Annotated in this window: 25 protein-coding genes; 2 read left to right on the top strand and 23 right to left on the bottom strand. The window is 42.8% G+C overall.

Annotated features, from left to right (window positions below):
- Window position 1 precedes the first annotated feature (1 nt).
- The 22 genes from GKR71_RS08695 to GKR71_RS08590 form a co-directional block, all read right to left on the bottom strand.
- Window positions 2-2830, bottom strand: a complete 2829-nt coding sequence (locus GKR71_RS08695; RefSeq protein ID WP_154634174.1) for a phage tail tape measure protein — start codon at window positions 2828-2830, stop codon at window positions 2-4.
- Window positions 2823-2942: a GpE family phage tail protein gene (locus tag GKR71_RS08690; protein ID WP_006816450.1), complete on the bottom strand. Its 120-nt coding sequence runs from the start codon at window positions 2940-2942 to the stop codon at window positions 2823-2825. The genes GKR71_RS08695 and GKR71_RS08690 overlap by 8 nt, the downstream gene beginning before the upstream one ends.
- Window positions 2943-2956: 14 nt before the next feature.
- Complete coding sequence (locus tag GKR71_RS08685; protein WP_006816451.1) at window positions 2957-3265, bottom strand: phage tail assembly protein; 309 nt, start codon at window positions 3263-3265, stop codon at window positions 2957-2959.
- An 11-nt stretch (window positions 3266-3276) separates the two neighbouring features.
- Entirely contained in the window at window positions 3277-3792 is a 516-nt protein-coding gene (locus tag GKR71_RS08680) for a phage major tail tube protein (RefSeq protein WP_006816452.1), read from the bottom strand.
- A 2-nt stretch (window positions 3793-3794) separates the two neighbouring features.
- Window positions 3795-4967: a phage tail sheath protein gene (locus tag GKR71_RS08675; RefSeq protein ID WP_154634173.1), complete on the bottom strand. Its 1173-nt coding sequence runs from the start codon at window positions 4965-4967 to the stop codon at window positions 3795-3797.
- 113 nt (window positions 4968-5080) lie between these two features.
- The gene (locus GKR71_RS08670) at window positions 5081-5623 is read right to left on the bottom strand and encodes a tail fiber assembly protein (protein ID WP_154634172.1); all 543 of its coding nucleotides are present in this window, start codon (window positions 5621-5623) and stop codon (window positions 5081-5083) included.
- A gap of 9 nt (window positions 5624-5632) precedes the next feature.
- Complete coding sequence (locus GKR71_RS08665) at window positions 5633-7204, bottom strand: phage tail protein (protein WP_154634171.1); 1572 nt, start codon at window positions 7202-7204, stop codon at window positions 5633-5635.
- The gene (locus GKR71_RS08660) at window positions 7201-7812 is read right to left on the bottom strand and encodes a phage tail protein I (RefSeq protein WP_154634170.1); all 612 of its coding nucleotides are present in this window, start codon (window positions 7810-7812) and stop codon (window positions 7201-7203) included. Before GKR71_RS08660 ends, GKR71_RS08665 begins: the two co-directional genes overlap by 4 nt.
- The gene (locus GKR71_RS08655; RefSeq protein WP_442959112.1) at window positions 7805-8719 is read right to left on the bottom strand and encodes a baseplate assembly protein; all 915 of its coding nucleotides are present in this window, start codon (window positions 8717-8719) and stop codon (window positions 7805-7807) included. Before GKR71_RS08655 ends, GKR71_RS08660 begins: the two co-directional genes overlap by 8 nt.
- Window positions 8716-9060, bottom strand: a complete 345-nt coding sequence (locus GKR71_RS08650) for a GPW/gp25 family protein (protein ID WP_154634168.1) — start codon at window positions 9058-9060, stop codon at window positions 8716-8718. The genes GKR71_RS08655 and GKR71_RS08650 overlap by 4 nt, the downstream gene beginning before the upstream one ends.
- Window positions 9057-9680 carry a phage baseplate assembly protein V gene (locus tag GKR71_RS08645; protein WP_154634167.1) on the bottom strand — a complete coding sequence of 208 codons (624 nt, stop codon included), beginning with the start codon at window positions 9678-9680 and terminating at the stop codon, window positions 9057-9059. Before GKR71_RS08645 ends, GKR71_RS08650 begins: the two co-directional genes overlap by 4 nt.
- Window positions 9681-9686: 6 nt before the next feature.
- A complete protein-coding gene (locus GKR71_RS08640) occupies window positions 9687-10067 on the bottom strand; it encodes a hypothetical protein (RefSeq protein ID WP_154634166.1) in 381 nt (126 codons plus the stop codon).
- Between the two features lie 87 nt (window positions 10068-10154).
- Complete coding sequence (locus tag GKR71_RS08635) at window positions 10155-10772, bottom strand: phage virion morphogenesis protein (protein WP_154634165.1); 618 nt, start codon at window positions 10770-10772, stop codon at window positions 10155-10157.
- The gene (locus GKR71_RS08630) at window positions 10769-11197 is read right to left on the bottom strand and encodes a phage tail protein (RefSeq protein ID WP_154634164.1); all 429 of its coding nucleotides are present in this window, start codon (window positions 11195-11197) and stop codon (window positions 10769-10771) included. The genes GKR71_RS08635 and GKR71_RS08630 overlap by 4 nt, the downstream gene beginning before the upstream one ends.
- A complete protein-coding gene (locus tag GKR71_RS08625) occupies window positions 11181-11729 on the bottom strand; it encodes a DUF2570 domain-containing protein (RefSeq protein WP_154634163.1) in 549 nt (182 codons plus the stop codon). Before GKR71_RS08625 ends, GKR71_RS08630 begins: the two co-directional genes overlap by 17 nt.
- A 1-nt stretch (window position 11730) precedes the next feature.
- Window positions 11731-12093, bottom strand: coding sequence for a D-Ala-D-Ala carboxypeptidase family metallohydrolase (locus tag GKR71_RS08620; RefSeq protein ID WP_211887651.1), 363 nt, complete (start codon window positions 12091-12093; stop codon window positions 11731-11733).
- Complete coding sequence (locus GKR71_RS08615; protein WP_006816440.1) at window positions 12077-12391, bottom strand: phage holin family protein; 315 nt, start codon at window positions 12389-12391, stop codon at window positions 12077-12079. The genes GKR71_RS08620 and GKR71_RS08615 overlap by 17 nt, the downstream gene beginning before the upstream one ends.
- Before the next feature lie 4 nt (window positions 12392-12395).
- Window positions 12396-12599, bottom strand: coding sequence for a tail protein X (locus tag GKR71_RS08610; protein ID WP_119246403.1), 204 nt, complete (start codon window positions 12597-12599; stop codon window positions 12396-12398).
- Window positions 12596-13072 (bottom strand): head completion/stabilization protein, encoded by a 477-nt coding sequence (locus GKR71_RS08605; protein ID WP_154634162.1) that lies wholly within the window; start codon window positions 13070-13072, stop codon window positions 12596-12598. Before GKR71_RS08605 ends, GKR71_RS08610 begins: the two co-directional genes overlap by 4 nt.
- A gap of 83 nt (window positions 13073-13155) precedes the next feature.
- Complete coding sequence (gene gpM, locus GKR71_RS08600) at window positions 13156-13812, bottom strand: phage terminase small subunit (protein WP_230085047.1); 657 nt, start codon at window positions 13810-13812, stop codon at window positions 13156-13158.
- 10 nt (window positions 13813-13822) lie between these two features.
- Entirely contained in the window at window positions 13823-15004 is a 1182-nt protein-coding gene (locus GKR71_RS08595; protein WP_154634161.1) for a phage major capsid protein, P2 family, read from the bottom strand.
- Window positions 15005-15016: 12 nt separating this feature from the next.
- Window positions 15017-15850 carry a GPO family capsid scaffolding protein gene (locus tag GKR71_RS08590; protein ID WP_154634160.1) on the bottom strand — a complete coding sequence of 278 codons (834 nt, stop codon included), beginning with the start codon at window positions 15848-15850 and terminating at the stop codon, window positions 15017-15019.
- A gap of 157 nt (window positions 15851-16007) precedes the next feature.
- Between GKR71_RS08590 and GKR71_RS08585 the strand changes: the two genes are divergently transcribed.
- Window positions 16008-17765: a terminase ATPase subunit family protein gene (locus GKR71_RS08585; RefSeq protein WP_154634159.1), complete on the top strand. Its 1758-nt coding sequence runs from the start codon at window positions 16008-16010 to the stop codon at window positions 17763-17765.
- Window positions 17765-18802, top strand: coding sequence for a phage portal protein (locus GKR71_RS08580; RefSeq protein ID WP_154634158.1), 1038 nt, complete (start codon window positions 17765-17767; stop codon window positions 18800-18802). Before GKR71_RS08585 ends, GKR71_RS08580 begins: the two co-directional genes overlap by 1 nt.
- 541 nt (window positions 18803-19343) lie before the next feature.
- On the opposite strand, the gene GKR71_RS08575 is transcribed toward GKR71_RS08580, so the two are convergent.
- Entirely contained in the window at window positions 19344-22007 is a 2664-nt protein-coding gene (locus GKR71_RS08575; RefSeq protein WP_154634157.1) for a type I restriction enzyme HsdR N-terminal domain-containing protein, read from the bottom strand.
- Between the last annotated feature and the right edge of the window lie 361 nt (window positions 22008-22368).

The raw sequence follows: 22368 nt of genomic DNA, 5'->3' as shown, positions 1-22368 counted from the left end.
ATTAATATTCTCCACTGTCTTGATACTGGCTTAACCGCCTTGATTGCTTTCTTCGCTCCGCTTCTTCTAATTGCCTTGCAACCTCTTTTCCAATATCCACGGCTGATTGATTCGGTGTAGGATGAATATGAATTTCAATCGGGGATCGACTAGACTCACTGCGATTTTGAGTGATATTAACTGGGGTAGAAACGTAGTTTTTAGCCGGCAGGGCATAGGGATGAATCGGCTTATCTGCCGCTGCCGACATTGACCCTAGTGTTAATGCTGCCGCAGCCAATGCCGCTGTACTTTTACGACTGGTCACATTCGCAGGACCATTAACAATCTCAGGACCATACTCACCCACAATGCCAAATTGACCACGTGGAATATAACCGCCACTATCAAATAACCCTGCAAGTGACTTACCCGCAACGGATGCACCACTTGTCTGAGTCGCCAATCTCGCAGCTTTGGCATCATCTGATAACATCCATTCAGGTAATAAATCTGTCGCCGCCTGCTTAATTTCGGCAAATGTAGATTTTAGTGACTCCCATTTTTCAAGAATACCGTTCTTCAAACTATCGATAATTTCACCACCGATTTGCTTGAAACGTTCGGGCAATGCAGTCACATCAGCGACAATCTCATTCCATTTATCTGAAATTGTTTTTTTAATCAATTTCCACATGCGCGACGTCACAGACACAATTTTATCCCAATGTTGATAAACCAAACCAACTAACGTCCAGTTCATGACATAGGATTTAATCCCCTCCCAAAATTGATTAAAAATCTGCGTCACACCATCCCATAGCGCTTTTGAATAACGCACTATTCCATCCCACACTTTGATGATTGGCTCAATCGTCCACTTCATAATGAAAGATTGAATGACATCAAAGGCATCCTTAAAAATACCTGCGACTAAATTCCACACGCCTTTCACATAGGGACCTATCTTGTCCCAATGCTTGTAAATCAAATAAGCCGCACCCGCAATGGCGGTAATAATTAAGATAATCGGGTTAGCTAATAACGCCCTTCCCAACATCATAAACGCAGATCCAATCAGCTTAATTGGCTTAATCAGCAACGAGAGGAAACCACTACCTTTAATGCCTAACACTGACAAGCTGAGCTTCGCCATCGCAAGTGGACCAATCATGGCAGCAATCATCAAAGATATGCCACCGCCCACCGCCAGAACTGCACCAAGCCCCAATGTAATCATTGTCAGTGTTTTAACTATTTCAGGGTTTTTCTTTGCCCATTCACCAAAGCTTGAAATGATATCGGTGACGCTTTTAGCTATGTCACGCAATGGACTATCGGCACCACCAAAGATTTGAATCCCGACATCTTCATACGCTGACGTGAGGTTTTTCAAATCACCGTCAAGGTTATCGGTCATGGTTTTAGCCACTTTTTCGGCTTCACCTTTTGCGGCTTTGATTTCTGCAATCATTGCCTGCAATTGACCCGAACCCGCCTGATCAACAAGTACAGATAATGCAGAAAATGCCTCTTCGCCAGCTATATGCTTGAACAACCCTGCTCGCTGCGCAGTACCCATTTTTTTAGTTTTCTTGTCCAACTCGGCAAGAATAACGGGTAACTCACGTAAGTTGCCTTTCGCATCTCTAGTTTTGATACCCAGCTTTGTGAGAGCTTCGGCGGCTTGCTTTGGCGGCTCAGCCAAGCGCCCCAAAATAGATCGCAAACCAGTACCCGCCATGCTGCCCTGAATACCTGCATCACCTAGCTTGCCGGCGGCAACTGCTGCCGTTTCTAAGTCAACACCAAGCCCTGACGCCACTGGCGCAACATATTTCATGGTATCGCCGAGCATGTTTAAGTTGACGTTAGAGCGTGTAAACGTTGCGACTAACGTGTCGCTCACACGGTTCATTTCATCCGAGTTAAGTTTAAAGCCGGTTAAAATATTAGAGCCAATATCCGCCGTAGTGGCTAAATCAATGTCTCCGGCGAGTGACATTGATAATGTGCCTTTCATCGCATTTTTAATTTGCTCAGGTTTAAAACCAGCCATCGCATAGAACGCTTGCCCTTGTGCGACTTCATTCGCCGTAAATGCCGTCGTTGCACCCAGATCACGCGCCTGCTCTCTCAGCATCTTGTAATCGTCTGAGTTTTTATCCAAACGAGTCAAAGCTTGTACTTTCGACATGCCGATTTCAAAGTCATAGCCTGGTACTAAGACTTTTTTTGCCGCATAACCAATCCCAACCCCTGCGGCTGTCATGCTGGCACCAGCTCCAGCCATTTTGTTTCGAACGTCCATGGTTCTTTGATAGCCATCTTTCGCCGCCGACATACGCCGCTCTTGATTGGCGACACGTTTTAATTGCTGCTCTTGTTGCTGCAATCGTTGATTAGCCGAGGAAATATCACTATTGAGTCTGGTTTGAGCCTGACTTAACTGGCGGGTCGATATGCCGCTATTTTTCAGCGCTTCTCGTTGTCGCTGTAGCGATACGCTTAACGTTCCCGCTTCCATTTTTAGCTTAGCAGCGGCAGACTTGGCACGTTCAAATTCTCTGGACTGCGCCTTTGTTGGGTTTTGTACTGAGGATAATTCGCGCGAAAGCTGGCTCACCTTTTCGGTGGTTTTTTGATAAGCATTATTTGCAGCATCAAGGGATTGCTTTGTTTTCTTAAAGCCATCAATTTGCTGAGCTTGATTGTTGAGTTCTTTTAATTCTTGGCGAGACCGGCGGAGAGTTTCCGCCAGTTTTTTATTGGAATCTTGAGCGCCGCGTAGTGGCTTTGTGAATTTATCAACGGCACTTAAAATCACCTGTAAACGTAAATCTTTACTCATCTTCAACACCGCTACGTTTAAGGGCGTGATAACGCCATTCTAATAATTCAGTCAAAGAATAATTTTCGGTTACTGCCGGCGACCAGTGAAAAATGGTGGCAATATCTGCCACCAAATCATCAACGGTTAGTCGTTCTGGAAATCGGAAGTCACCGATTTCGGTAGCAAAAAAAGCACTAACTCCTTGGTCAAATTCAGCATGTCTGCTGGATTCATAAGGATAAGTTCAGGCTTGGTTAGTGCCGGTGCCGTGACGCGAGGTAAAACCAACATCGCTGAATCAACATCCATTTCCATTAATGCCGCAAGACGAACACCGCGTAATGCACCTGAATTAGGTTTACGCACAATAATTTCAGTGATCGTCGTTTCACCACGGGTCAACGGTTCATCTAATGTCACGGTGATGTGAGTATTTTCTTTTTGTTCAGTCATTTACTTTTACCTTATAGCCCTAATGCTTCACGATGCGCCGCCATGCGGTCAACACCACCGACGATCTCAATCATGTTGATAATGTCGATTTCAATCAGCTTTTCACCGTTCATTTCCAGTCGGAAATAAGTCGGTTTTACGCTCAGTTTGGTTTGAGAGTTATCCCCCTCTTTCACGTTACCGGCGTCAATTTCGCTGTATCGACCACGCACGACGATTTCAACTGCGTGGACTTCCCCAATATCATCACGTTGGATTGACCCATTAAATCGCAGTTGAACACCGTCAATAGTTTCAATTCCCCACTGGCGGTAGATTTGAGCCTCCATCCCGCCAAGAGTAATCTCCATATCCAACGCGCCATCATCCAGCCCCATATCAATTTGAGCTGAGCCATTCATGCCGCCGCCGCGATACGCTTCAAATTTACGAGTCAGTTTGGGTAAAGTGACTTCCTCGGCAATACCCATGTAATTTTGACCATCATTAAAGATGTTCATGTGTTTAAACTTGCGTGGTAACGCCATGACTACCCCTTAATTTTTGAGCTGAAATCTAACAAATAGCGATCAGTGATCCGCTGGCGCAACAATAAGTTTTCGAGTGGTGCAACTGGCGTATAGTCATAATCAAGATAGGCTTTGCCACTCTTCAACTCTTCTTTTACGTTGATTTTTTCATCAAACCAACACTCACCACCCAACAAATACCCTTGGTTTGTCATGGCGCGTAATTTCGCGTTGATACCGTCGATAATGTCTTTCACTAGCGTTGGTGTCAGTGGCTTGTCAACCGCCCATGCCTGCCCTTCTGCGATGGTATCTGCCAGCACTTGTGCGGTACGCGTGTAAGATTCAAAGGCAAATAATGGATCATCGGAACAAGTGCGAGACCCCCAGAATCTAAATCCATCATTACGGATCAGTGTCGTAATATCGTTTTCGTTAAGTAAGCCCGCATCCGTGGCTGGGTCTTGCAAGTCCCATGACACATCGGCAGAAATACCCGTGACACCATTGACCCCTACGTTAGATAACGTTTTATGCCAGCCCATCTCATTGTCGATTTTTGCACGTAACCCCAATGCCGTTGCCGTTGCATAGATATTACTTTCTGCATTAGCGACTGTGTCCCAGCCTTGAAATTCTGGGTAAATCAACATAAGTTCGCGCTGGCTAAAATTCTGACGATACTCAATTGCCTCTGATACCGTCTTACAGCCATAAGCGCTGATATATGCCATAGCTCGCATCTTTTGAGCGATGCCCGCCAGTGATGCTGAAACGGCTTGTGTGTCATGACCCGGCACAGCAATAATGCGCGGCTTCACACCCACACGGCTTTGCGCGACGGTTAACGCTTGCAAGCCTGTTTTGCGTCCTTCCGCTGTTGACCCGCCAATAATATTTGATGTGGTTTCCGCTTCGGTTTCACCTTGCTCAACACGGACAACAACCGTCACCGGCTTTGATTGATTTCCGATTGCTTCTAACGCACGGGCTAACGTTCCGGTATCTCCTGCTTTTCCCGCAGCATCCATCACATCAGTAATTAAAACCGGTGTATTGAGTGGAAAATATTTGGCATCAGCATCATCGGCAGTACAAACCATGCCGGCGATAGCTGTATTAATGGTGCGGATAGGGCGCGTACCCTCGTTCAGTTCGACGACTCGCACGCCGTGGTGATAATCTTGAGCCATTACTAGCGTCCTCTATTTTGCAATAGTTCAATTCTGGATGTGGGATAAGTGAAATGCACGGAATGGGGATTGTGTGAGAAATGAAACAAAGCCCCATATGGGGCTTGTAATAATTATTCTGGCTTAACACCCCAATCAATATCTGGGGCTTGTGACGTGTCTACATCTGCAACCTTGACGCTGTAGATTTCCCATGCGATCAATAAATCTTTTTCTTCATCTGTTGCCATGCCTAAGCGTACTTTACGCTCTAAAATCGTGATATTTTTTTCAGCTCCATCAGCAAGTAATTGCTTTTTCTGCTCCGCGTCAGCAATAAGCTCTTCTTTTGATGGTGGCGGCTTTGGTATCCATTGATTACCATCCCACACATCATCCCAGCTATTTGGCTTAATAGCCGTGACATTTTCAGGCAATGCACCTAATTCATTAATCACAAACAGAGATGCATTCAATGTGCTGTAATATTCTCCGCCTCGATGATCCTCAATGTATACCCACTTATTATCTTTAAAGACACATGCATACCCAAGCTTATCTTTTAACGGCTTCTTTTCTGTCGAAAATGGCGGAATTTCAGACCCGTCGTAAGGCTCCGTAGCATTCTGAAATTCACCGGTAAAATTATCATAGTGATAGAGTTTAATTGTTTCCATTTACAATCCTTAAGAGATGCGGTACCAACCCATTAGAGTGATAAAGGCGTTCGTGATATCGATAGCTGAACCTGAGCCAGCATTACCAGTGGTGCCTGAAATTGTATGGGTATGAACACCGCTATCAGATGTTACCCCTGACCAACCACTAGACCCTTTAAATGTCCATAATCCGCCTGCATCATCCCCCCCACCATAACTGGTACCTGCATTCCAGTTTGTTCGTGCAGTAAACGCCCCTGAAAGAGTGTTATTCTGATTACCGCCTCGCCTTACAGCTGCAAACTGACCATCAATCTCCATCGAGCCTCGATTATGATTATGCCCACCGGCTGAACTGGTCGTCGCACTGAAACTATGAGCATGCACAGGCAATTGTCCAGCCACAAGCGTAATGCTATCTTTACCACCCGATTGAAGAATATTACTGCCATCCGCTTTAGCTAAGCGTATAGTTTTATTTTCACCGATATACTGCCATTTAGTGTTAGGAAATAGCGTGTTGGGATTTTTATTTTGAGCAAACCACACAACAATACCGACAGGGTAGATAGTATTGAGATTAACTGCACTTTGTAATGCCTCAGTAACAGCCTTCTGACTCATGATCTGAGACGTTGATTGCCCTGTAGTCTGAACAATGCTAGATGATGGCACTCTGTTGTTGGCATTGGTGTTTGCACTATCTGCCGCGGATTTTGCAGTATTAGCCGTAGATTGAGCAGCACTTGCAGCACTGACGGCTGAGTTAGCCGTAGTCTGTGCATCTGTTCCCGCTTTTTTTGCGCTCGCTACAGCGTCAGTAACAGCCTTTTGGCTCATGATCTGACTGGTTGATTGCCCTGTGATTTGAACAATACTAGATGATGGCACTCTGTTGTTAGCATTAGTGTTTGCACTATCTGCTGTAGATTGTGCATTTTTTGCCGCACTGACGGCGGAGTTTGCTGTACTCTGCGCATCCGTTCCTGCTTTTTTCGCATCTGCTATCGCGGTAGTCGACGCCTTTTGGCTCATGACCTGATTTGTTGATTGCCCTGTACTTTGAACAACATCAGTCGCCGGCACTGCCCCAACATCTTTCGCTGTCAACGCCTTGATTCTTTTATCTAAAACTTCAATAGCATCATCAACATACTTACGTGTTGCTAATACTACTGTCGGATCAATTTTAAGCGTGACAGATTCGGTATGGCTGACAATAAGAACAACGCGAATGGTTTGAGTACGCCCCGACCCCTCGACTAAAAGCGGCTTATAAGTTTCTGGGCAGTTTGCAACAGCAACCAATGCACCTGATTTATCAAATAGCCCAATTTCACGGATCCACCAACCGCCCTCATTCTCAGGAATAACCTGTTCTGCAATGATTTGATTCGGGTTTAACGGGTCAATGAACAAGGTATTAATCGCCGCCTTACGGCGTTCATTAATGAGTTTCGTTTGCTTGGTATCCGGTGCCGGCAATGAGCCGCCACCATCACCAACTGACATATGTGTCAATTCAATTTTTGTGCCGAGGGCTGTCGCCTCTGCAAGCACTTTCTCACCATAGGTAGTGAGCAATGCAAAATATTTCATTGGAGAGTAACCCTCATTTCATCAATAACATGGACTGCTGCCCCTGTGGAAATAACGCCGCCAACACTAATTACATCTGGCGTGTATGGATAAACCGTCAGTTCATCCCCGCCATAACTCGCCGCTGCACAAAAAATATTGCCTTTGGTTTCAAGCTGAATAGTTAGCCCGACGAGGTGCCGGCTTGCTGGCTTTGCATCGAAAATAAGCGCTTCTAGCTCTCGATACATTTCCTCAGTAATACCGGTTTCCAGCACTCCGATATCTAGGCGAAAAGTGCCGGCGGTTTCGTTGGTTTTCCACCACTCAATCACACGGATCAAATAACCCAATGGCTCAACAACACGGCGTAGAGCGCCGATTGTGCCTTTGTGTTTATGAATAAACATTGCCGCCTTAATCGCGTCGCGCTTGGCTTTCTCTGTCCAGTTTTTATCCCACCGGTCAACACTGAATGCCCATGCCAGATACGGCAGCAAATGCACCGGACATTTATCAGGATTCCAGAGAATACGAATGGGGATCGGCACCCGTTCTATTTCAGCTAAAGCCTTCCCAGCGGCAAGCTCTAAGGCTGACGACCCAACTGGCAGTAAACGGCTATTCATCCGAGCCACCCAGCTCAACATTTATGCCAGTACAAAAACTGGCTTGCGTCTTATCGAGTTTGATATCTGCCTTTGGTGAAATCAGCTCAACACGTTGCACACCTTGAACATGCAAAGCGGCATAAATCGCGCTCAACACAATATCGCGCCCTAACCGGTGCTGTTGGTTGGTATAGTGTTTTAGTTGTGCTTCTGCCGCTTCCATAATCGGCTCGTATTCAGGGGATGGATAACAATAAATTTTCGCGACGATTTCATAATCAACAATTTCAGCAGACTGCACGGTCACTCGATCAGCAACAGGGCGCACATCTTCATCATTTAAAGCTACATCAACGATTTCAATTAAATCCGCCGGCGCGACACCATTACCCTCCCGCGACAAAACCGTCACTGTCACACAAGCGGGGGATGGACTAATCACTGAGGCATCAGCAACGCGACCATCTGCACTGCGAGCGTGGTAGGCATAACTCCCAACCGGACCCGCAACACTCAATCCCTCAAAGGCTTCTGGGATGCGCATTCTCAAATCAGAATCAGACTCATAAACTGGCGGAATGGGTGGGATTGCTGTTTCATCCCCTTTAAATAGGACCAATCTTTTCACGCCGTTATTAGCTGCAAGCTGATCAAGGTCTGCTCCCGTAGCGAAAGCCACCATACTTGCGCGGGCTGCTTCATTCACACGCTGGCGTAAAATCAACTCACGGTAGCTGTTCTCTTGCAGTAGTTTTGTTAGCGGCTCTGACTCAAACTCTAACGTTCTGGCGACTACTTCACGTTGCTCCGGTGGCATAGCGGCAATTAATGCCGCTTTTCGCTCAGCAAATATCACTTCAACATCGAGCACTTCAATAACATCCGGTGCCGGTAATAAACTTATATCAATACTGTTTGCCATCATCGCCCCACATCGACAGAAAAGTTAATTGGCTGATTTGAGTCTTGCTCAATTGCTTCGACATCAATTATTAGCTTTGCGGCTTCTGTACTACTTAACCCGATGCGGGTTAATAAAATACGCGGTTCCCACTTCATCAATGCGGTATAGCAGGCTGACATCAATTGCAGTTTCAATGCTGGGTTTTGCGGCTGATCAATTAACTCTGATAGTAATGAGCCATAGGTACGACGAATGACACGCGAGCCAATAGGCGTGATCAAAATATCCCTGACTGACTGGCGGATATGCTCAATATCTGAAATCGCCGTGCCGTCGATTCGACTCATACCCTGATATTTCATTTTGGACCATCCGTTCTGCTACCGCCGCGCTCAACACCACCGTGATTATGCTCATCAACAACAATGCCATTTGATGAAAACTTGCCACCTTTATGCGTAATATCACCGGTCATTTCTCCGCCCTTGGTTACGTTCAACGTAGCGCACGTTAAATTATCCGAGCAAATAACATTTGGAGTATTGAGATTGATTTTCTTAGCGGCATCAACGATAACCACTTGCGTTATCGCGCTAACTTGCTCACTGGCTTCAATGTGTGCGGTTGTGATACCAGTCGCTTTCAACGCGCCCGTGGCTGGCTCATATTCAATAACTGCGCCGTCGGAATAGGTGCGATGGTCTGCCGTCAATGAATCAGTAGGCTCCAAATGCTCATTAGAGAAAATACCCGTTAATACAAATGCCGTCGTTAACTCACCACCGATGGCTAAGATAATCACTTGCTCACCAATGCTCGGCGCATTCATTGTGCGCGTGCTGCCGGCACGCAATGTTATCCAGTTAAGCCATCCCGTTTCTAAGTCGCCTGTTTTTACGCGGCACCCTTTCTTTGCATCAACGGCGGTGACAACACCAATACGGATCAGATTTCGGATTAAGCGATAAATATCAGCGGACATAGCGCGTTATTTCTCTTGTGAAATGGCATTTAAAAGCAATTGGCGAACTAAGTGTTGCCAGCAGCCTAAACAGGTAAATAACGGGACTAAAAACCATTGACCAATAAGCGTTAAAGCTAGCAAAGCAAGTAAATTTAATGCATTGACATAGCGATAAACGGCGTTATCCATAGGGACAAGACTCAGAGGGAAACCGTCTAATTTATAGGGCTTCGTTTGGCTCCCTAGAAATGGCAGATAGTTCATTAATAACCAGAAGGCATAAAAAGAAATCACCGTATTCAATATGAGTACAGCAATAAAACTTCCAGCAGTGTTATCAAAAAAGGCAATCAGAGAGTAAAGAATAACGACTAAAGCAGGAATAAAGGGGATGTATTTACTCATAGCAACCTCAAGAAATTCATTTTCTTAAGCCTGCCATTAATGGCGCAAGTGTTCAGTAAGTGTGGTTTGTTTGATTAGTGGCACAAATTATCGTGTCAGAAAATCAATAATTTGGTTTTCGATGTGAGTGACTTCTTGCGGCGTAAGCCCAAGTAATTGACGTGAAGGATAGGTAATTTGCGCTCGTCCAATTCGTTCTGTTAATCCAAATTGATGCACACCAGCAATATTTCCCGCGGAGGGTAAAAAGTAAATAACGGCTTCTTTATCGCTGTTATACATCCGCAAAAAACGGGCGGTTGCCAGTTTTTTAAACATGCGAGTTTGCTTAGTTTTTCGCTCTGTACTGATTTTGTCTTTTTTGACGCTGATATAGCGCTGAATATCCGATTTACGAAATGAGCGCTGGGATTTTTTATCCGCATCTTGTCCTGTAATCGTCTTTGAGTTTCCACGCCAATTACGCAATGTACGCTTCTGACCTCGCCACATGAATTGAATTTCACGCTGCACCGTGACAAAGCTGGCTTTTCTTTTTGTGTACGCACTACCGTCTGGATTTTTTTGTTGCTGGATGCGCTTTATTTGAGATCGGCGCAAGTCACGCGTGATTTCTTTAGCCAGCTGTCGGCGCTGATTTGCAGACATACGGCTGATTAAAGCGCCTAACTCGCTATCAAGCTTACGTAATGTATCGTCACTCATCGCTCTGTTTTCCATTCATCGAATGGATTTGCCGGCTCAGAAATAGACTCAACAACCCATTTGCCCTCGTTATCGATGGCTAGCACTCGCTCTGTAAGATTTAGGTCGATACTAATATCCGCGGTTTCATTATCTAAAATAACAGCTTCAAACTTAAAATCTTGATATCGCTTGGTTGGATTCGCTGAAATATCATGTTGATGCTTTACCAGCCAATCATTCACGACTGCAATCAAAACATTCTGATCACCTTTATAGCCCTCAATAATGATATTCGCCGTATATTCATATTCAAAACTTGGCGTTGTCGCTATTGTCGAAATAATGCGTCCATTCTCAACAAACATGTAGAGCTTTTCTGGGTTTTTGTGAAGAAATGGGATTTTGCTATCTAAGTAGTCCCGCAAGCTAGTTAACTTTTTCATGCTCACGTTCCTCGTCGAATTTCTCAATCGCCATAAGCTGGGTATTTGCTTGCTCTAAATCGGTAAGTAGCGGATCAACCCACAATGCCAAATCGCAATAGGTTAAAATCCGTCCGGTAGTGATGGCGGTACTGGCTGCGTTAGCGTTTTCGGTATTGGTGTGCATGGCGATGGCACGTAAACGGTACGCGTTACTGAGCAACCGGTCAGAAATAAACCTAGGAACAGGCAGATCACAGCTCGGCTCTTTTTTAAGGATGGTTTTATATTCAATTTTTCTTTCCTCTGCGCTCGCACGTTGGATAATTCCGTTCCGGTAAGCTGCGCTACTGATTTGATTTGCACGATGAAAAAAAAGTGATTGGTCAGCAATAACCTTAGATTGATTGCTTACGTCAGTTTTTAACTGCGTATTTTCTTCTTGCAGTCCACCAATTTGAGTATTCAGCTTATCTATTTTTTTCATGCCCAACACAGCGATAATTAACGCTATACCAAGTAAGACCACAAAACCAATCACTCTCTTTTTCATATTATGAGTTACTTCCCCAGCGTGCTTTATTTTTACGAACATCAATGTGAGTGAATGTTTTGTAGCGTCCGACACCATATTTACTCGGATATTTTGACTCCAAATAATCAGCGACGGCTTTCGGTGTAACGTCTTTTACTTTGATATCCCCTGCCGTACCTAAAAGATGCTGAGAATGCTCAGCGCCACCAACGGCTTTATTATGCTTCGCACAACGACGACCACTGACAACATAAACCGGCTTGTTAAAGTGCGCTCTCACATCCTCAAGCACGCCAACCAACTCAGCATCAACGTCTGATGCGCCACACCCATCTTTACAGGCAAACTCTGCACTATTGAAATGCTCACTTAATTTTGTCACTCTTTACCCCTGTATACTTCAACCAGAAAAAATCTAAAGCCATAGTTCCCATCGCGCCTGCAACACCCGATGAAATCATGATCATGTATTCTGATGCTCCTGATTCGATAGCACCAAGACCACCAAGAAGCCCAGCAAACCCTGACACAACAACTTGCATTAAGGCATTTACCCAGCTCCATGCGGTATTATTTTTTCGTATATCAATGATATATCTCACAGCGCCTCCCCATGCGGAAATGAAGAGCAGCATCAACCACTGAACCAGACCGAAACTATTCGGATCTTTATCAAACATGTACTTAATCCCATAACTGTAAAAGTGGTCGCGTTGGCTCTGACGTCACTTCTGGCATATCAATTAATATTCCAGCGGGAACAACAGCACCATGCTCTGCTAAGTTAGGATTTGCTAACAGAACCGCTTCAGTCATTCCCATCGTTCTTCCGTAAAATCGCCAACAAATAGCGTCAACGGTGTCACCTTGAATTGTTCTAATCTTCATATCAGCTCAACAATGTTATGTGTTGCGCCCTTGATTCGCTGAATTGCCCATAACGCATCACGTTGCAAATCATCAATATTTGGTTCAAGCGCATCAGCTTTTTTATTACCACTAGGCGTGGTATCAATATCACGATATCGCTCAGTGATATTGGCTTTTGCACTACAAAACACCGCGCGGCGATAAAGATAAACAAGCTCAGATTCTGAGGATTCTCCCTCATGAATTTTATTGGCAGGCACACTCTCAAGCGACTGATAACCGAAACCAATTTCTTTCGTTTTCCATTCCAACAACTCTCGATTGGTTTCGATAATGGCATTTTTTAAGCTGTTGATTAGACGATGTGGTGTGACCGTTCCATCTACGCGCATTTGTTCGCGAAAATCGGCGGTATTGATGGCAGGAAAGAAATCATCACTTTTTAATACTTCATTTTTTTCTTTTACCTGTTCTGGTGAAACAAAATCCATAACTCACCTCAATAGGTAGGCGGTGGGCGAGATGTCGAAAACCAGTTTCTAGTCTCGCGCCGCCTTGCGCGTTGGCACGTTCTTTAACTGTCTGCGCTGTTTTTCGCAGACAAAAACTTTTCAATATTGCTAATGTCTTTTTTCACGCCGCAGCGCTCATTAAGCTCAAGCGCTCGCATTAATTCGCAAAGTGCAGGCTGAGGTAAGTCATTATCCCGTAAGCTATAACCCAACCATTTGTGTAACTCACCCCGCACTTTATCTGGCATGTCTTCATGCTCAATCAATGACATTGTGCGCTGTAAGATATCCAGTGGGATTGGATTCTTCGCGGTGTATGATTCTTTAGCTCTATCTCCCATTTCCTCGGCAATAGCGCACCCTGTTGTGCGCGATTGACCTGACGGCATAGTGAGATTGTGCTTGAGTGCATATTCAGCAATATCAAGTCCTTGCTCATACACACCCGCATCAAAACACCACAACATGAGATACATCAATACATCATCTTGCGCCCCTGAATTGCCTTTTAGCGTTTCAGTGACCCACGTTTCATACAACGGCAAAGCTTTTCGCTTATATGCCGCTTTACGCTCAAATGATTGAATTTTGCTCAAATCACGCATGTGCTGCCTCAACATCAATTTAACTTGTGTTGCTGCTGATGGGTCAGCAAGAACGCCATACGCTCCGACGTTCTTTGCTTCCACCTGCATGCGCTTTTTTTCCCACGGGTTCACGACTTACCCCTTATTTCCCTGCTTTTTCTTTCTGCTCAAGCTCTTTTTTTAGAGCATCAAGCTCAGCTTTAAGCGCAGTATTTTCTTCTGCTGTCGCTAACATTTTTGCTTTCTGCTCAGCATCATCACCCGCTGGTGCATCAGGCTCTTGCTTACCTTTGGTAAGTTCGATGTTTTCAATTAGCGCTACGCAGTCATAATCTTCAATAATGTAATCTTCATTCACTGACTCGTAGTTTTCGATGCGGTCACGTTTAGCGTTATCAACCACTTGACGACGGCGTGATTCGATTTGCCAGTAAATAGATAAATTATCTAATCGCGTGATAAGCATTCCATTTTTGGGGAAATAAGGCACACGCACAGCTGGCAAACCACCGAGGCGTTTTTGGCTGATAATCACATCAGCAGCTAAAGCCTCTGTATTGGCTTGGTCACGGTTGACGATTGGGAAATATTTATCCGCTAATAATGAGCGACCACAGATAACCACTAAATCAGTATCATCGGCATACACTTCGGAAATGGCGTGGTCGACGGCTTGCATAACCAGCGCATCAAGGTTCTCATAATCTTCACCAATCCCCACTTTGATTGGCTCAGGCGTAATTTTGTTGGTGTCTTTATCCGTGGATGAACCCAAAACATGATCAGGGGCTTCAAGGCGGATTTTATGTAACCAACCGACATTAACGTCCTGTAGTAACTTGTTAACTTTACGGTCTGACGTTGCCGCGCGGCTCGTGCCATTAAAACCAATCATGATGCGGTCAAGGGCTTGGCGCTGAATAATGGCATCGCGGATACGGCGTTGGAAATCTTCAAACATTGCCCACATATCCAATTTTTCGTAACGGATAGCAGTATCAAAATTCGTTTGGCGGCAGTGATAGCCTTGCTTGGCTAATTGTGTTGGATCTGTCGGCTCACGGTCTTGCTTGGTGGTATCCGTCGTGCCTGCCACAGTTGAGCCAATACCGATGCCGATTTTTTCGCCCACTTGGTCTTTCACTGGCACAATATTAATTTTGGTCAGAAAGACGGCGCTTAACTGAATTTTGGTTTCCAGTTTTTGAGCCGCGGATGGAGTAATTTCCACTTTCGATGCTGCAAACTCTTGTGGCTGAACACCGTAAATCTCACCAAGGCGGGTCATGTAACCGTTAAATTTAACTTTTGTTTCTTTTCTCATTATTGTTCCCGTTTAGCAATCCGTCAGGTTTTCGGTATTTGTGCCAGCACCGCCGAAAGAGATTGGGCGATGCGTGTTATTGTCTTGCTGGCTTAAATCAGTTTTGAGTTGCTCCAACTCACTGCGCAGGGTTTCATTTTGCTGCTTGACTGCGGAGAGAGCTTTTACTTCGCGCTCTAATGTTGCAAGCTTTTGTGCCGCTTCTGTTTGCTCTTTCGCGCACAGTTCAACGGCTTGATGAATATCGTCAAGCTCCGCGTCATTGCGTTTCTGCGCACGGCTAAGCATGGCAAAAACACGTTCTTTTAGACTTGGACTTGTTTTTTCAGGCGTTTCTTCCACTTCTGAAAATTCAATTACCGTTTCTTCCGCTGCCGTAAAGAGGTTATCTTTATCCTGCTTACGGTCAGAAAGATTATTCGCCTTATCAGCCCCAGCGCTAAATTCAAGCATGCTAGTACCAAGGCTAGCTGGGTTATCAGTCACCGCTAACCCCACAAGATACGCGCTGCCCATATCCGAGAAATTCGGGTTAATTTCGACAGAGGTGTAAACCTTTTGGCGTTTTTTGTTCATTTCAATCAGTTCTGGCGTTGGCTTTAAAACGCCATACAGCGCTAATTTTCCTGCTAATGCACCCTCACTGATTTCCTCGGTATAAACCGACTCCACATCACCGAATCGCGGCATCCAAGAATAATTCCAGTGCTCCATATTGATTCGCGCGCCATAAACGCTAGGGTCATAATTTTGTTCGATATCCGTCAACCATTGACGCTGCACCTTGCGACCGTCAGTTGTTGCCCCTTCAACACAAAGGCGCACCGGCTTGGATTTTGTTGTCATTGCTCAGGCTCCGGCAATTGAGTGTGTATATGATCGTAAAAAAGATGAGCCTATGTTTTCAGGGATGGGGGATAAGAAACAATGATTTGCCATTGTGTGGGAAATGGCACAATGCGGAGGCAAGGCGATAATTCGTGTGAGTCATTAATCTGGCGGCATGAATACATTACACGATTTTGACCCACGAAAAAGAGCCATGCACCTGTACTTCAAAGGGTACAGGATTGCGCGTATTGCCGAAGCGCTCAACGAAAAATCCGCCACCATTCACAGTTGGAAGCGACGTGATAAATGGGATGAGATCACCCCCGTTGAACGCGTAGAAATGACGCTTGAAATGCGACTTTGTACTCTACTCAGCAAAGAAAATAAAGAGGGTAAAGATTTTAAAGAAATCGACTTACTTTATCGTCAAGTTGAGCGTCATGCCAAAATTCATAAATACCAAAATGGCGGTAATGAAGTTGATTTAAATCCCAAACTTGCCAATCGCAATAAAGGCGAGCGCCGCGCCCCTGAAAAGAATTTATTTAGCGAAGAACAGCTTGAAAAACTGGAAGAAATCTTTCGTGAAAATATGTTTGAGTATCAGAAAGTTTGGTACGGCGCAGGGCATAAACACCGCATTCGCAACATCCTAAAATCACGCCAAATTGGGGCGACTTACTTCTTTGCCCGTGAAGCCTTTATGGATGCCCTCACGACTGGGCGAAACCAAATATTTTTATCTGCAAGTAAAGCTCAGGCGCATGTATTCAAAGGTTATATCATTGATATGGCGCGTGAAGTTGATGTTGACTTAAAAGGCGACCCCATTGTTTTGCCTAATGGCGCAACCTTGTATTTTCTCGGCACTAACGCCCGTACCGCACAAAGCTACCACGGCAACTTGTACCTTGACGAATACTTTTGGATACCGAAATTTCAAGAATTACGCAAAGTCGCATCCGGCATGGCAATGCATAAGAAGTGGCGTCAAACCTACTTTTCAACCCCATCCGCATTAACCCATAGCGCTTATCCGTTCTGGTCAGGAAAATTATTTAACCGTGGGCGTCGTAAAGCTGACCATGTTGAGATTGATATCAATCATCAAACTCTCGTGAACGGCATGATGTGTGGGGATGGGCAGTGGCGGCAGATCGTCACCATTGAAGATGCCATGCGCGGCGGCTGTAACTTATTCGATATCGACCAGCTGCATTTAGAGTACAGCCCCGATGAATTCGAAAACTTACTGATGTGTGAATTTGTCGATGATATCGCGTCCATTTTCAACTTGCAGTTAATGCAAAAATGCATGGTGGACAGTTGGGAAATTTGGGACGACGTTCAGCCATTGATGATACGCCCTTATGCTTATCACCCCGTTTGGATTGGCTACGACCCCGCCAAAGGCACCCAGAATGGGGATAGTGCCGGCTGTGTAGTTATCGCTCCGCCAATGCGCAAAGGTGATAAATTTCGCATACTTGAACACCATCAATGGCGTGGCATGGATTTTCGCGCTCAATCCGATGCAATCAAAGAGCTAACTGAACGCTACAACGTGCAATATATTGGCATCGACTCTACGGGTATTGGTCATGGAGTCCTACAAAACGTGCGTGAATTTTTCCCCGCAGCGAAAGAATTTATTTATAACCCAGCCTTAAAAAATGCCCTTGTCCTCAAAGCGTATGACGTGATTAGTCATGATCGCCTTGAGTATGACGCCGGTTGCAATGATATCACCCAGTCATTCATGGCTATTCGCCGTGCAACCACCGCTAGTGGCAACCGCCCTACGTATGAAGCAGATCGCAGTGAAGAAGCCAGCCATGCCGATTTAGCATGGGCAACTATGCATGCTCTGTATAACGAACCGATCACCGGTGAAAACAGCAACCATCACAATATTGTCGAGGTATTTTAATGAGCCGTAAAAATAAAAAACGTCATTCACAGAATATGACGCAGACAACCAATGACGCATCAATGGAAGCGTTCACTTTTGGCGACCCAATACCGGTGTTAGACAAGCGCGAGATTTTTGATTATTTAGAATGTGTGCAGATTGATAATTATTATGAGCCACCGATTAGCTTTCATGGGCTTGCTCGGACGTTCCGTGCAGCACCTCACCACAGTAGTGCCATCTATGTAAAACGTAATATTCTCACAAGCACATTCATTCCTAATAAATACCTCAGCCGCCAAACCTTTGATAGCTGGGGATTGGATTTTTTACTCTTTGGCAATGGCTATTTAGAATTACGAGAAAATCGACTCGGGCAAGCATTAACATTTAAACACACCCCCGCTAAGTTCACACGCCGAGGCGCAGACTTAGAAACCTACTGGTTTGTACAGCAGGGGTATGATACTAAGCCTTATGAATTTGAAACTGGCAAAGTGCATCACCTAATTGAGCCTGATATTAACCAAGAAATCTACGGGCTGCCTGAATACTTAGCCGCTATTCCATCCGTGCTACTCAATGAAGCATCAACACTGTTTCGCCGTAAATATTATCTGAATGGTTCACACGCAGGTTATATCTTGTACATCAGTGATGCAGCACAGAAAACCGATGATGTTGATAAAATTCGTGAAGCCCTCAAAAGCAGTAAAGGACCAGGGAATTTCCGTAATTTATTTTTGTATGCACCAGGGGGAAAGAAAGACGGTATTCAAACTATCCCTTTGTCGGAAGCAGCAGCAAAAGATGAGTTTCTGAATATCAAGAATGTGAGTCGTGATGATATGTTAGCTGCGCACCGTGTCCCCCCTCAAATCATGGGGATCATTCCTGAAAACGTAGGCGGCTTTGGTGATGTGGAGAAAGCCGCAAAGGTATTTGTTCGTAATGAACTTATCCCACTACAAAGTAAGATGATGCAGCTTAATGATTGGTTTGGTGCAGAGATTGTTAAGTTTGATAAATACTCATTGGATTTAGATAACGACTAGAATAAACGCCTGCAAACTAATCATGATACCGCCCTCAGTGGCGGTATTTTTTCGCCCACAGGTAGGTGATCTCGATGGTTTAAATAATAATATAACCCCACTCTATTATATCAAAACCACAACACCAAGACTAATCCCCTGAATTTAACCCCCACCAAATCGACGCTTATCCGCCCTGTAATCCATTCTGAGACGACCTAAAATAATTACTATCTAACTATAGAAATTTGAATTTAACGCCGCTATGGCTCGGAGAATTTGCGGGCGGATTATTAACAATAAACATGTCGCCGCGCAATCGTAGCCCCGCCACGCCTGCCCACTAAATAGGTCGGTTTTCATGCACCTGCAAGAGACCATCAGAACAGCTCCAGTAGGAGTACTTCGCGTTGGTAGCGTTCCTCTTTTAATTTTGCGGATTGTTGCAGGAAATTGCAAAAATGCTCAGAACCTAGGAAATTGCCATAACAAACATCATCCTCACTGAATTGTAATATCAGAATTCTACATTCAAACAATGCTTGTTATGACAGTAACTACCTTAATTTATTTCAACAATACTTAAAGACACTTTTTTATTTACTGAGTCAATATCATTATCAATTCTGACAGTTATCTCTTGATTTTTCACATATTTACCCATATAGCCATCAGGACATTTTGCTTTATAAATTAATCCTGTTATATCTCCTTCCTCTGATAATTTGACAAACACACCGTATTTATCATGAACACTTTTAACTATACCTTTGATAGTATCACCAACATGGTTCTTTGATTCAAACTCAGTCCATAGAGGATCTTTTAAAGTTTCATTAAAGCGCTCAACATACTCTTTAGCGGCGTTGAAATCCGATAATACAGAAAACTCATTATCACTTAAAATATTGCTAGCCAAAGAGTCATGCTTATCTTGCCATTCTGATAAATAATCCATCATCAATTTCGCATTTTTAGCTACGATCTCTTTATCATAAAGGCTTCCTTTTTCACCCATAGCACTAGCAATTTCTTTCGCAACCGTATCTGAATCATAGTCAGTGTCTTCTGAAATAGCTGCAAGATAATTAATATTTGATACCATGTCTAAATGAACAAAACCTGTTGATGTTATTTTTAATAAATCATTTTCGTCAATAATATCTGTAGTGAACCGCTCTGATTCTAAACAAAAACCTTTTATCAAATAATTAACTTCTCTAAATATTACATCTTCGGATATACCATATTTAGCTATGCTTTCAGTTAGATCTCTTACAGAAAAATAGCCTTTATACCCAGACGTGCCTACAGATGAATATTTATCATGAAACCATTTTAAAATAATATATCTAATAAAATAATTAGGTGTTAAATCACTTGTTGTTATTGCAAACAAATTCTTTAAATATGAATTATCACTTTTATAAAATCGCTTATTCATACGCAAGAGAACTCTCGTTATTATATATAATGGTAAAGAATAACTCCCTTTTTGCTGCCTTATTTTTAAAATTTCACCACTAGTTATATGACCACTAGTACAAAACTCCATAAAGATCTCTAAAGCTCTTCTGATGTTTTTGCCCGCCAACCCAACGATAATACGTCTTATTTCTTTATCATAAATAAAAATCGCCTTAACTATAGATGTTAAGTATATGGATTCCTCATCTCTACCACATTCTACAGATATACCATTACCTAAATCATACTGAATTCTATTATTAGATCGACCACCCATTTTATTGAGTATCAATTGTACTCTAGATAATAAAACCTCTTGAAACATTGGTGGTTCAATTTTAAATACCATATCTTTTATTGCAGTATCTAGGGGAGGTCTATTCCTATGATTATCATACGTTTCGTCCCGTAATGGCAGCATAATTAATACTCTAAATTCATTTTGTAGCCATTGTGCGACTTCAAACATTAATAACTGTTCGTCTCTAGTTCTCTTATCACAATTATCTAATACAACTATTATTAGTTTGCTTTTCTCTGATCCTAAATACCTAGTATAACACGATGTTTTCTTGTTTGAATTCAATTCATTTTCTTTAATTATTTTGAAAAGCTCTTTATTTCTTTCACTCTCATCACTCAGTAATGCTCCTAAACCTTTATTAAAATTATTTATTTCTACTGAGTAAATCTTTCTCATCACATCTAAGCTATCAAAATCTATTTCAGAATGTAGATCTTTAAGCTCACTAATTATCCTATCCCTAACCCAATCATATATCTCTTCTTTGTTTACAGGTGAATTATTCATGTTAATTCTAACCCATAAAGTTTCTTTTTTTATATCATCAGGAATCACTTTTTCTATCAAGTGGTCTATGAATGTCGTTTTACCAGAACCAACACTTCCTATAAGAAGGATTATCTTACCCTCTAATTCTTTTTTCTTTCTTAAACCAACCACTAATTCATGAGGATTTTTTAAATCATTAATTACTGTACCATCTAAAGAGTAATCTATAACACGGTTATTTATCACATTATTAATTGGATCATAATATCTTTTATTTTTCTTTGATGATATATATCCATTAATGGCGATAAATTTTCTATCCTCAACACTATTTGGGTTAAATATATGTCTATACTCAGATATTAATTTATCACCAAATGAGTTAAATCCAATTTCTTCGTTTTGAATTCTTTCACCACCAACATATCGTAATGGTCGAAAATAAACTTGTGGAAATAGTTTCTTATTAATATTATCAACATCTTTTAATAATGTTGTTCTCTTTAAAAAATCAATAAGTTTTGAAAAGCTTTCACTAAATGAGCTAACTTCAGCTACTTCAATCTCAATATTATCTGAGTCCCAATAACCCAATAACCATTTTTTACCATCGGTAGCTACCAATTTGGTAAGAGGATTAACATTATTTGGATACTGCGCATTGATTTCAGTTGCGTAGAGCCTTGCTTCGCTAAATGCTTCCAAAAGATCTTCATTTGGTTTTTTGACTTCAATGACAACAACAGGCAACCCATTGATTCCAATGACATAATCAGGATAGTGATTTTTTTTATTAGCTCTTTTTTTTATCAGCATACCTCTTACATTATGTTTAGTAAGTATATCTTCTGTTTTTAAGCCTAGCCCATTAGGTGGGGCTTTAGTCAGAAGAGTATATACATCATGCTGTTCTACATCACTTTCCGTCACAATACTTGTATCTATTAACAAATTTTTGTCGGTCATTAGATTAGCTCCAAAGCAAATAGCGCACATATGTGCGCTATTCTAGCTATTTCACTAATAAATACACCTGATTATTTATACATACTATATGTAGTGTCATCATTACGCCGTTACATACTACATATATTTATTAAGTATATTATATCATTTTTCATAATCCAAAGTGATTAATTAACAGTTACTTAGAGTTATTTGGTTTAAGGACAGGGAAATAATTTTAAAAAATAAAAGTATGGAGAAAATAAAGTAAAAAAAAACATTAGTCAACCTTTTTCTGCAATTAAATTAATAACCTCGACACACCTCTCAATTGAGTAAAACATCATAACCCATTGATAATAATAGCTGCGCTTCCTTTTTC

Source organism: Providencia sp. wls1922 (genome assembly GCF_009706505.1).
Lineage (GTDB): Bacteria > Pseudomonadota > Gammaproteobacteria > Enterobacterales > Enterobacteriaceae > Providencia > Providencia lanzhouensis.
The sequence above is the reverse complement of the archived record's forward strand: the minus strand, read 5'-3'. Positions and strand labels throughout refer to the sequence as shown.